Consider the following 10,919-nt stretch of genomic DNA (forward strand, 5'->3'; position numbering starts at 1 on the left):
GCGGATCACAAGGAGGGATTGAGAACGGTCTGGTCGGCCTCGACGTCGTCCGCGCGCACGACGATGACGGAGATGTTGTCGCGTCCGCCCCCTTCCAGCGCGAGCCGGACGAGCGTATCGGCCGCCTGCGCGCAGTCGCCGCCGGTCAGCGCGCCGAACATGGCCTCCGCGCTGACCGCATTGCTCAGGCCATCGCTGCAGAGCAGGAAGATGTCGCCGTCGCTCACTTGCACCTGCACTTCGTCCAGCGCCAGCGTCGTGGCCGCACCGAGCGCCCGCGTGATCATGGTCGCGCCCGGGTAGGCCGATGCGTCGGCAGGAGACAGGTGGTTCCGCGCTTGCAGTTCCTCGAACTGGTTGTGATCGCGTGTGAGCTGGTGCAGGCTGCCGCCGCGGCATAGATAGACGCGGCTGTCGCCGGCCCAGACGCAGACGGCGGTGCGGCCGGATGCCAGCAGCAGGACGAGCGTCGTGCCGATGACGGGCACGTTGCGTGCGGCGGCCTCCGCCACCAGCAAACCGTTCACTTCGAGCAGGCAGACGCGCGCTGCGGCGACGGCTTGTTGCAGCGCGTCTTCCGGCGGCAGCGCGTCCAGCGCTTCCACCGACATCCGGCTCGCGATTTCGCCGAACGCATGACCACCCATGCCGTCGGCGACGGCCCATAATCGCCGCGCCGGCCGGTCCAGCACGGCATCCTCGTTATTCGTGCGCACCAGTCCCGTGTCGGTGCGCGCTGCCGAGGTCCAGCGGAGTTGCAGCGTCTCGCCCATCAGACGTGTCCGTTGTTGGTACTCCGTTCATCCACGCCGACGGTCACCACCGAGTTCGGCGCCGAATTGCTCACGCTGACCGTCTGGAACTGGTTGATCATCTGGTCCGCGTAATTGTTGATCTGGTAAAAATTGATGACAGGTGAAGCGCGTAACTGCTCGGGCAGATAAGCCTGGATCCAGCCGAAGCACCACGCCGCGCCGTCGCCGCCGCGGACACGCGCCATCGCGCGCGCGTCGAGGGTGCGCTCGACGCGAAGGTCATCGATCCTGATGTGCGCCATGTGGCCTCCTGATTGAAAGACAGCGGCTGGTCGTTTTGGTTCATCGGTTTGGCGGGAACCGTATCAGGTTCCCGCCCTCCCGGGTCAGATCACCGCGATGTTGTTCTGGCCGAACTGGCTCGTGTTGTTGTTCGCGGTCACGCCGTTGACGAAGGCCGATCCGTTCGCAGTCGCGTTGACGACGTTCTGGAACTGGGTCAGGTTCTGCGTCGCGTCCACCGTCGTACCGTAGGTCGGCGACGGCGACGGCGAGGGCAGCGGGTACCAGGACGTCTGGCTCATGTTGTAGCCACCGCGTACGGCGGCCATGGCGCCGTGGTCGAGTTCAGCGGTGACGGACAGGTCTTTGATGATCAGGGTTTTCATGATGATGCTCCTTAAAAAATTACAGCGGGACGACAGCGTTATTGGTAGCAAATTGCAGTGGGTTCAAGGTCACGGCGGGGGCCGTGAAGCCGTCGCCGATCACACTGTTGTTGAGCACGTTGACCTTGATGTCCTGGACCTGGGCGATGCGCTGGTCGAGGTTCAGGTTGACGTTCACGTTCGGCCCGAAGGCCTGGCCTCCGCGGATCGCGGACATGGCATGCGTGTCCAGTGCGCGGGTGCGGGTGAGGTCCTGGATGACGATCGACGACATGATGTTCTCCTTAGATGACCAGCAGGTTGTTCTGGCCGAACTGCGACGTGTTGTTATTCGCCGTCACGCCGCTCACGAAAGCCGAGCCGTCGGCCGTCTCGTTGAGGACGTTCTGGAACTGGGTCAGGTTCTGCGTCGCGTTGACGGTTTTCGCATACGACGGCATCGGGTACAGCGAGTACGACTGGCTGCTCGTGCCGTGGCCGCCGCGCACGCTTGCCATTTGTTTGTGATCCAGTTCGCAGTTCTGGGCCAGGTCGTTGATGATCAGGGTTTTCATGACGTTCTCCTTACAGGACGGCGATGTTGTTCTGGCCGAATTGATCGGTGTTGTTGGTGGCGCTGACGCCGGAAATGAAGGCCGAGCCGTTGGCGGTCAGGTTCTTCACGTCCTGGAACTGCATCAGGTTCTGGTTCGCCTTGATGGACGAGTCGTACGACGGGCTGTACATGGTCGGCCAGGGCGTGGACGTGGCGCCGTGGCCGCCGTGGATGGCGGTCATGTCGCTGTGGCTCAGTTCGCAGGCGGCGGCGAGGTCTTTGATGATCAGGGTTTTCATGTTGATTCTCCTTGCGTCAGTGATTTGGTTGGAAGAGCGTTTGATTTGCGCTCACCAGGGTATGAGCAGAATGCGTGCCAGCCCAAAAAGCCCGTAAAAACAGGCTGTCTGGCTGTTTGGAAGGAGAATCTGGCGGGCACGGACCAACACCGCGCCGTATCTGTTGGATCCAGCCGAACACCGAACCTGAACGTACAAAAAAACCGCCCGGCTGGCGGGCCGGGCGGCATGGTAATCGTACTAAACGGTTTATATGGTTTATCTGGAAGGCGGCTTGCCCGGCTTCGCCTTCGTGCGGAAGTCGACGATCCGCTGCGGTTGCGCGGGCCGCAGCACACCCGCGTGCGAGCGCAGGCGCGAGCCGCCCGAGATCGCCTGCATTGCCTTGCGGTCCAGGTCCGTGTTGTCGGACAAGTCCTTGATGGTGATGGTTGCCATGTCGTTCTCCTGAATGGGGAATGCCGGCCCGGCCATCGTGAGATGACCGGGCCGGCATGAGTGACAGATTAAATTCGCGTTGGTTCCGCTCAGTGATCCATTTAATGAGCAACCACCGCGTTGTTCTGGCCGAACTGGCTCGTGTTGTTGTGTACGGTGACGCCGTCGATGAAGGCCGAGCCGTTCGCGGTCGCGTTCGTCACGTTCTGGAATTGCTGCAGGTTCTGGTCGACGTCGACGGTCGAGTTGTAGCTCGGGAAATAGACCGGCATCGGGGACAGCCCATGCGACGGTTGCTGCATCTTGCCGTGACCGCCACGCACGTGCGCCATCGCGCCGCGGTCCAGTTCGCAGGTGAGTGCCAGGTCTTTGATCGACAGAGTGTTCATCGTGTTTCTCCTTGAGTGTATGAAGTCAGGTTGGTTGGCGAGCCGCTTTCGTCGTGCTCACCCTACTCTTCGCGAGAACCGTGCCAGCACTTTTTTGCGCCCATTCGCGGCGTTTTATCGGGTATCGGGTGGGTTCGGTCCAACACTGGCAGTGACGCCGTTTGGCCGGGAACAACACATCGTCTGTGCGGTGAATTTGCACACGGCGCACCTGTCAGAGGAAGACATGGACAACCTCGCCGATACCCTTCGCCAGTTCCAGAGCGGCACCCTCGGGCAAGCCGAGATGTTCGCGCGCGTCGACCGCCTGCTGGCCAGTACGCCCGAGAGCGTCTCGAACCTGCTCAAGACCCTCAACGACGCGCATCGCCGCGCGCCGCTGCCGGCCGAGGTCTATGGCGAAGTCGAGCGCCGCATCGCGCAGGCGATCGAGGCACGCCAGCGCCAGCGCGTCGGCGACGAAGAAACCTATGTCCAGACCAAGCCCCTGCAACCGCCGACGCAGCCCGCGGGCATCGCCGGCCCGCCGGGCGCGGCGGTCGAGCGCATGAAAGGCGTCGGCGACACGCTCAACGGCCGCTTCGTGCTCGAGGAATGCGTCGGCTTCGGCGGCATGGGCACCGTCTACAAGGCGCTCGACCTGCGCAAGCTGGAAGCGTCGGACCGCCATCCCTATATCGCGATCAAGGTGCTGAACGTACAGTTCCAGGGGCACCCCAAATCGCTGATCGCCCTGCAGCGGGAAGCGCGCAAGGCGCAGACGCTGGCCCATCCGAACATCGTGGCCGTGTACGACTTCGACCGCGATGGGCCGATGGTCTACATCACGATGGAATACCTGCAGGGCAAGTCGCTCAGCCAGATGCTGCGCGCGCCCGACTTCCACGTCCTGCCGTTCGACGAGGCGATGAAGATCGTGAGCGGCATGGGCCGCGCGCTCGCCTATGCGCACGAGCGCGGCTTCGTCCATTGCGACTTCAAGCCGGCCAACGTGATCCTGACGGAGACCGGCGGCGTCAAGGTCATCGACTTCGGCATCGCGCGCGTGTTCCAGAAAGCGGAAGAGGACTCGGACGTGACCGTCTTCGATCCCGGCAGCCTCGGCGCCCTGACGCCCGCCTATGCGAGCCCCGAGATGCTGGAAAACCGCGAGCCCGATCCGCGCGACGACATCTATGCGCTCGGCTGCATCACGTATGAATTGCTGACGGGGCGCCACCCGTTCAACCGGCTGTCTGCCCTCCAGGCGCGCGACGCGGGCCTGCGTCCGCAGCGGCCGCCCGGACTCGGCCACAGGCAATGGCGCGCGCTGCGCAATGCGCTCGCGTTGCGGCGCGAGCTCCGCACGCCCACCGTCAACGGTTTTTTGAAGGAGATCGGTGCGCGCGACGCGCGGCGCCGGCAGCCGCTGCTGATCGGGGCGGGAACCGCGCTGGCCGCCGCGGCCGCGGCACTGGTCGTGTTCGTCGCACTGCGCCTGCTGTTGCCGCGGCATGGCACCGCGCCGGCCGCGCAGGGGCCGCCCGCGTCCGTCGCCGCCACGCCGCCGCCCGCGAACTCGCCCCCCCCTGCGCCTGCGCCGCCGCCGACCCTGGCGGCCGTCTCCACCGTGCTGGCCGGCGTGCCGTGCTCGGCGCTCGTGCCCGCCATCGACGGGCGTGTCGTGAGCGTGCAGGGCTATCTCGCGCACAGCGTGGGTCCGGCGCGCCTCAAGACGATGCTGGCGGCTCTGCCGGGCGTGACGCGGGTCGAGCTGACCCTGCGCGACGTCGACGATGCGAAGTGCCCGTTGATGCGCGTCCTCGGCCGCTACTGGGTCGCGTCCCGCACGGCCGGTGTGGCGCTCCGCCTGAACCCGGGCAGCGGCCGGGGCGGCAACCTGGCGGCAGGCGATACGCTGATGGTCGACGTGGCCACGCCGGACTACCAGTCGTACGTGTCGGTCGATTATTTCGTCCTGGACGGCAACGTCGTCCACCTGCTGCCCAATGCGGCCGCGCGCGAAAACCTGGCGCCGCCGCGCTACACGGCCACCATCGGCAGCCTCGGCAACTGGGTGATCGGTCCGCCGTTCGGCACCGAGATGCTCGTGCTGGTGACCACGTCCGTGCCGCTGTTCGAGGGGCTGCGTCCGGATGCGGAACCCGGATCGGCGTATCTGCGCGCCCTGGACGAGCGCCTCGCCGCGATCGCCGGGGCACATGGCGCGATCGCCGTCGACTTTTTGCAGATCACGACGCACGCGCGCCGCTAGCCGTCAATCGAGCGACCGCGCGACCCGGAATCCGTTCTGCGACTGGCGCACGCTGGCGTCGTATTTGAAACGCGTGGTGGACAGCATGTAGCTGCCGTTTTCGCGCCACGAACCGCCACGGATGACGCGCGCCTGGCAGTTGCCGTCGACCCAGGCGCTACCGTCGGCGGGCGCCCCCTTGTACGTGCTGTGCCAGCAATCCTGCACCCATTCCCACACGCTGCCGTTCATGTCGTTCAGGCCGAACGGATTGGCGGGGAAGCTGCCGACCGGCGGCGGGCGTTCCTCGCTCCAGGGCATGCCGCAGCCTTCGCAACTCGAATTCCCGCCTTTCATCTCTTGCCCCCACCAGTAGCGGGTCGTGGTGCCGCCGCGCGCCGCGTATTCCCACTCGGCCTCGGTCGGCAGGCGGTACGGCTTCCCGCTCACCGTGCCCAGCCATTTGAGGTACAGCTGCGCCTCGTCCCAGCTGACGTCGCGCATCGGCAGGTTTTCGGGCACGTTGCCCAGCGACGGCATCGTCGGACACACGCTGGCCCGGACGCACTGGTTCCACTGCCCCACCGTGACCTCGTACTTGCCGATCGCGAACGGCGTGTGCAACGCCACCTTGTGCGCGGGTCGCTCGGACGGGTCGCTGCTGTTGTTGCCCATCATGAACGGCCGCGGCGACAGCGCGACCATCAACGGGCAGACGTCGCAATCCTTCATCGTGGCAACGGAACCGGCCGGTCCCGCTGCGGGCGCCACTTCACGGCCGCCGTCGACGGGTGCCGGCACCGGGCGTATCTTGTTGTCGGGCGGCCGGGTTGGCTGCGATTGCGGTGGCGGCTTCGGCACGGTCTTCGTCTGCGGCTGGGTGCCTGCGGGCTTGCTCCCGGCCGGCTTCGCGGGCGCGGGCGCGGGCGCCTGCGGCGGGGCCGCCTTCAGCTGCTGGATGCGCGTGCGCGCCAGGCTGGCGAAGCGTCCCTTCGGATAGGCCTGCAGGTAAGCCTCGTAGTCGCCCACCTGCTTGCTGTCCTTGACGGAATTCCAGAACGCCAGCTCGAACTGCTCGGCGCTGTTCTTGGGCAGGACGCCCGCCACCTGGAACGTCGTGGGCAACCCATGCGCGCGCACGGGCGCGACGGCCGCCAGTGCCATCAGGCTGCACAGGATCAAGAGCCTCATCCACACAGGCCGCCTCCGCAAGTGTCAGGAAACCGCTTAGACCACAGGCCGCCGCGATTGTGCCGGCCGCACGTTTGTTCTGGCACAGGTGCCATGCATCCCGGTTGACGGATGCTGCCGGAACAGCGGCCCGCATGGCGGGCAGGAGAGGACGATGCGCAAAACAATTGTCTTGATACTGAGCGCGGTGGTATTGCAGGCCGTGCCCGTGCTCGCACGCACGCCGTCGCCCGAGAGCGCGCTGGTGTATTTCATCTGGCCCAGCGACGGCATGGTCGTCCGTCACGCGTTCTGGGTGCGGATGGGCTTGCGCAACATGGGCGTCGCGCCCAAGGGCACGGACATCGCGAAGACGGGCCACCACCACCTGCTGATCGACACCGACCTGCCCGAGAACATGGACCAGGCCGTGCCGAACGACCGCAACCACCTGCACTTCGGCGCCGGCGAAACGGAGGCGAGAATAGAACTGCCGCCGGGTTCGCATACGCTGCAGCTGCTGTTGGCCGACAAGGATCATATTCCGCACGATCCGCCGGTCTACTCGAAAAAGATTACAGTCACGGTCAAGTGAAACAGGAGCCCCCATGCGCATACGACTGGCAGCCGCCCTTCTCGCCGCCGCCGTTTCAGTTCCTGCCGCCGAGCCGACGCCGGCGCCGCCCAACGCCTACCTGTACATCGGCTGGCCCAACGACGGCCAGGTGGTCGCATCCGGCAAGCCGATCCGCGTCTGGTTCGGCCTGCGCAACATGGGCGTTGCGCCGAAAGGCGTGAAATTTCCGAATACGGGGCACCACCACCTGCTGATCGACACGGACGCGCCGGAGCCGGGCGTCGAGATTCCGAACGACCGCAACCACCTGCACTTCGGCGCCGGAGAAACGGAGACGACGATCGAGCTGCCGCCCGGCAGGCACACGCTGCAGCTCGTCATGGGGGACGACCAGCACGTCACGTTCGAGCCGTCCGTCCAGTCCAGAACAATCACGATCACTGTGAAATGATTTGCGAACTGTAGCGCGGCGTCACTGTCTTACAGGTCTCAAGGCGAGGACGACATGGCGATCGAACCGGCACCGGAACCCTATGCGGCACCGCCCGTGGAAGGCGGCGTCAGCGCATATCTCGAGCTGCTGGGCGGGCGCGACGTCCGGTCGCGGCTGTTTCCGCTGCACGACGAGGTCGTGATCGGACGCGATCGCCAGGACGCGCTCGCGTCCGACCAGTTCATCTGCATCCCGCTGCACACGATCAGCCGCCGCCACGCGCGCGTGCGGAGGCGCGGGGAGGCCTGGTCGGTCGAGGACCTGCACTCGTCGAACGGCACGTTCGTCAATGGCGAGCGGCTGCAACCCGGGTCGTGGCACGTGCTGGGCGACGGCGACGAACTGGCGCTCGCCTCCACCCAGCTCGTGTTCCGCTCGCTGGTCGCACCCGGCGCGGCCAGCATGCCGACGGTGATCAGGAAGTCGGTCGACGCCACCCAGTACGTGCCGGCGGCCGGCCCGCGCGATGCGCCTCGCGGCGAGCTCGAGAAATCGGTGCTGAAACTGCATGCGATGGCCCAGGTCAGCATCGCGCTGGGCGCCGTCACCGACCGCGCGACGTTGACGGAAAAGATCATGAATTTCATCTTCGACCTGTTCCCGCTGGCCGAGCGCGCGTTCATCCTGCTGCGCCAGAACGAACGCGACCCGCCCGTGCCGGTGGCGGCGCGGCGGCGCAACGGCATGGTCGAGGATCCGGGGCAGGCGCGCCTGTCGCACACGATCGTCGACGAGGTGCTGGGCAGGAAGCGCGCGATCCTGTCCGTCGATACCCTGGCCGACCGCCACTTCGCCGCGCAGGATTCGATCGTCGCCCAGGCGATCCGCAGCGTCATGTGCGCGCCGCTGATCGTGGGCGAGGAAGTGCTGGGGCTGATCCAGGTCGACAGCTCGTCCGATCCGCGCGCGTTCCAGGAGGCCGACCTCGAACTGCTTACGGGCGTGTGCGCGGAAACGGCCGTCGCGCTCAAGAATTTCCAGCTGTATTCCGACATCGAACGCCTGCTCGACGGCTTCGTGCGCGCGTCCGTGCAGGCGATCGAGGAGCGCGATCCCGTCACGGCCGGCCACTCGTTCCGCGTGGCGAGCTATGCCGAGCGCCTCGCCATGGCGCTCGACCGCGCGCAGGATCCGGACGTGCGCCGTATTGCCTTTACGCGCGAACAGTTGCGCGAGATCCGCTATGCCGCGCTGCTGCACGACTTCGGCAAGGTCGGTGTGCGCGAGCACGTGCTGCGCAAGGAGAAAAAGCTGCACCATGCCGACATGCGCCTGCTGGAGCAACGCTTCCTGTACGCACGCGCCTGCCTGGAGCGCCAGGCCTATCACACGCTCGCGCAGCGCCACATCGACGAGGGCTGGAGCGCGGCGACGTTCCGGGTCGAAAAGGAGTCCGCCGATGCGCGCCTGGCCGAGGAAGCGGCGCGGCTCGACGGCTTCCTCGCCACGATCCGCAGCGCCAACGAGCCCGCCATCTCGCGCAGCAGCGCCCTGCCCGATTTGCGCGACATCGTCCACTACGGCTGCCACGACCCGGACGGCCAGCCGCTCGCGCTGCTGGAAGACCACGAGGTGGCGGCGCTGAGCCTGGCGAAAGGCTGCCTGACGGCGGACGAGCGGCGCCAGATCGAGGAACACGTGGTGGATTCGTATTCGTTCCTCGTCCTGATCCCGTGGACGAGAGACCTGGCCGGCGTGCCCGCGATCGCGCACGGCCACCACGAGAAGCTGGACGGGTCCGGCTATCCGTCGGGCCTGCGCGGGCCGCAGATCAGCATCCAGACGCGCATCCTGACGATCTGCGACATCTACGATGCACTTACGGCCGGTGACCGGCCGTACAAGAAGGCCGTTCCCGTGGAACAGGCGCTGGACCTGATGCACGAGGAATGCGACGCGGGGCATATCGATGCGCGCCTGTTCCAGGTGTTCGTCGACGCCCGAGCATGGATGGCGCCATGACCGGCCGTCTCCTTTGCCTGGTTGCCGCCCTGCTGCTTGCCGCCTGCGCGGACGTCGGCATGCGCCCGTACGCGCGGCCGTCCGTGCCGGCCAAGACGGCGTGGGCGAACTCGGCCAGCTTGCCGCTGTCCAAGACGGAGCTGATCGTGCCGGACTGGTGGCACGAATTCCGCGATCCCTACCTCGACCAGCTCGTCAGCCGCGCGCTCGCCGGCAATTTCGACCTGGCCGTGCTCGCCGCGCGCATCGGCGTGGCCAACGCGCAGATCGGAGAGGCGCGGGCCGGCGCGCTGCCCACGCTCGACGCGGGTGCGGGCGCGAGCTTCCAGAAGGTCACGGGTCAACCGTTCACGAAGCAGTTCAACCTGGCCACGCAGACCAACTGGGACATCGACATCTGGGGCAAGGTCGAGAAGGGGGTGCAGGCGCAGAAGGCCGAGTTTTCCGCCACCGAGGCCGAGTGGCGCGCGGGTTATCTGAAACTCGTGTCGGACGTGTCGACGACGTATTTCCAGATCCTGCAATTCGACGAACAGATCGACCAGCAGCGCCAGACGCAGGCCCGCAACCGCGACATTCTCACCACGTACCAGGCGATGGAGCAGAACGGCCTCATCCCGCACACGCGTGTGCTGCAGCAATCGGCCGAGGTCAACCGCCTGAGTACGGAGCTGATCGAATTACAGCGCCTGCGCGCACTGGCCGGCAATGCGCTGGCGACCTTGATCGGCGTACCGGCCGGCGACTTCCAGATGCCTGCCGGCCGCCTGCAGGAGCGGGTGCGCGTGCCCGAGGTGCCGGGCGGCCTGCCGTCGCAATTATTGAAACGCCGGCCCGACGTCGTCGCGGCCGAATATCGCGTGCTGGAAGCGTACGACCTGACGGGGCAGGCCAAGCTGGCGCAACTGCCGTCGATCAGCCTGACGGGGCGCGGCGGCACGTCCAGCTTCGCGCTGTCGACCTTGCTGAAATCGTTCACGTTCGGGCTGCTGCCCAGCATTAATTTCCCGATTCTCGACCCGGGCGTGAAGGCGCGCGTGCGCACGAGCGAGGCGCAGACGAAGGTGGCGGAGCAGGCGTATCGCCAGACCGTCATGGCCGCGTTCGAAGACGTGGAAAATGCGCTCGTCAACCTGGAGGCGCACAAGAAGCAGCGGGGAGAATTGCAGCAGCAGGTCGACCAGTTGCGGCTCGTGGCCAGCACGACGGATGCGCAGCGCAAGGAGGGCGTGGCGTCGCAGCTGGAAGTGTTCGAGACCGAGCGCACCCTGCTCGGGGCCCAGCTGGCGCTGCTCGCCAACCAGCAGCAGATCCTGTCCGATACGGTGACACTGTACAAGGCGCTGGGCGGCGGCTGGCCGCCGGTGGAGGTGGCCGATGCGGCGCAGCATTGAAAGACG

General features: G+C 66.4%; 14 protein-coding genes. 5 read left to right on the top strand and 9 right to left on the bottom strand.

Annotated features, from left to right (window positions below):
* Nucleotides 1-5 precede the first annotated feature (5 nt).
* The 8 genes from ACEN9G_RS12965 to ACEN9G_RS13000 form a co-directional block, all read right to left on the bottom strand.
* Nucleotides 6-773, bottom strand: a complete 768-nt coding sequence (locus tag ACEN9G_RS12965) for a PP2C family protein-serine/threonine phosphatase (RefSeq protein ID WP_413339518.1) — start codon at nucleotides 771-773, stop codon at nucleotides 6-8.
* On the bottom strand, nucleotides 773-1,057 hold the full coding sequence (locus tag ACEN9G_RS12970) for a hypothetical protein (protein ID WP_160407403.1): 285 nt from the start codon (nucleotides 1,055-1,057) through the stop codon (nucleotides 773-775). The genes ACEN9G_RS12965 and ACEN9G_RS12970 overlap by 1 nt, the downstream gene beginning before the upstream one ends.
* An 84-nt stretch (nucleotides 1,058-1,141) precedes the next feature.
* Complete coding sequence (locus tag ACEN9G_RS12975) at nucleotides 1,142-1,423, bottom strand: hypothetical protein (RefSeq protein ID WP_413339520.1); 282 nt, start codon at nucleotides 1,421-1,423, stop codon at nucleotides 1,142-1,144.
* A 19-nt stretch (nucleotides 1,424-1,442) separates the two neighbouring features.
* Entirely contained in the window at nucleotides 1,443-1,697 is a 255-nt protein-coding gene (locus ACEN9G_RS12980) for a hypothetical protein (RefSeq protein ID WP_036237151.1), read from the bottom strand.
* Between the two features lie 10 nt (nucleotides 1,698-1,707).
* Nucleotides 1,708-1,977 (bottom strand): hypothetical protein, encoded by a 270-nt coding sequence (locus ACEN9G_RS12985; protein WP_413339522.1) that lies wholly within the window; start codon nucleotides 1,975-1,977, stop codon nucleotides 1,708-1,710.
* 10 nt (nucleotides 1,978-1,987) lie between these two features.
* A complete protein-coding gene (locus ACEN9G_RS12990) occupies nucleotides 1,988-2,257 on the bottom strand; it encodes a hypothetical protein (RefSeq protein ID WP_413339524.1) in 270 nt (89 codons plus the stop codon).
* A 258-nt stretch (nucleotides 2,258-2,515) separates the two neighbouring features.
* Entirely contained in the window at nucleotides 2,516-2,695 is a 180-nt protein-coding gene (locus ACEN9G_RS12995) for a hypothetical protein (RefSeq protein WP_413339526.1), read from the bottom strand.
* A 101-nt stretch (nucleotides 2,696-2,796) separates the two neighbouring features.
* Nucleotides 2,797-3,084, bottom strand: coding sequence for a hypothetical protein (locus tag ACEN9G_RS13000; protein ID WP_056133709.1), 288 nt, complete (start codon nucleotides 3,082-3,084; stop codon nucleotides 2,797-2,799).
* A gap of 226 nt (nucleotides 3,085-3,310) precedes the next feature.
* Between ACEN9G_RS13000 and ACEN9G_RS13005 the strand changes: the two genes are divergently transcribed.
* Entirely contained in the window at nucleotides 3,311-5,338 is a 2,028-nt protein-coding gene (locus ACEN9G_RS13005; RefSeq protein ID WP_483126693.1) for a serine/threonine protein kinase, read from the top strand.
* Between the two features lie 3 nt (nucleotides 5,339-5,341).
* Here the strand turns inward: ACEN9G_RS13005 and ACEN9G_RS13010 are convergent, their stop codons facing one another.
* Nucleotides 5,342-6,508: a formylglycine-generating enzyme family protein gene (locus ACEN9G_RS13010; RefSeq protein ID WP_413342324.1), complete on the bottom strand. Its 1,167-nt coding sequence runs from the start codon at nucleotides 6,506-6,508 to the stop codon at nucleotides 5,342-5,344.
* Nucleotides 6,509-6,662: 154 nt separating this feature from the next.
* Here ACEN9G_RS13010 and ACEN9G_RS13015 point away from each other — a divergent pair, with 154 nt between their 5' ends.
* From ACEN9G_RS13015 to ACEN9G_RS13030, 4 genes are read left to right on the top strand one after another with little or no spacing between them, the layout of a single operon-like run.
* Nucleotides 6,663-7,082 (top strand): DUF4399 domain-containing protein, encoded by a 420-nt coding sequence (locus ACEN9G_RS13015; protein WP_413342322.1) that lies wholly within the window; start codon nucleotides 6,663-6,665, stop codon nucleotides 7,080-7,082.
* Between the two features lie 13 nt (nucleotides 7,083-7,095).
* Nucleotides 7,096-7,515 carry a DUF4399 domain-containing protein gene (locus ACEN9G_RS13020; RefSeq protein ID WP_413342320.1) on the top strand — a complete coding sequence of 140 codons (420 nt, stop codon included), beginning with the start codon at nucleotides 7,096-7,098 and terminating at the stop codon, nucleotides 7,513-7,515.
* A gap of 54 nt (nucleotides 7,516-7,569) precedes the next feature.
* Nucleotides 7,570-9,519 (top strand): HD domain-containing phosphohydrolase, encoded by a 1,950-nt coding sequence (locus ACEN9G_RS13025; RefSeq protein WP_413342318.1) that lies wholly within the window; start codon nucleotides 7,570-7,572, stop codon nucleotides 9,517-9,519.
* Nucleotides 9,516-10,913 carry an efflux transporter outer membrane subunit gene (locus ACEN9G_RS13030; RefSeq protein ID WP_413342316.1) on the top strand — a complete coding sequence of 466 codons (1,398 nt, stop codon included), beginning with the start codon at nucleotides 9,516-9,518 and terminating at the stop codon, nucleotides 10,911-10,913. Before ACEN9G_RS13025 ends, ACEN9G_RS13030 begins: the two co-directional genes overlap by 4 nt.
* Nucleotides 10,914-10,919: the final 6 nt, after the last annotated feature.

It is taken from the genome of Massilia sp. Masssp94 (genome assembly GCF_059491305.1).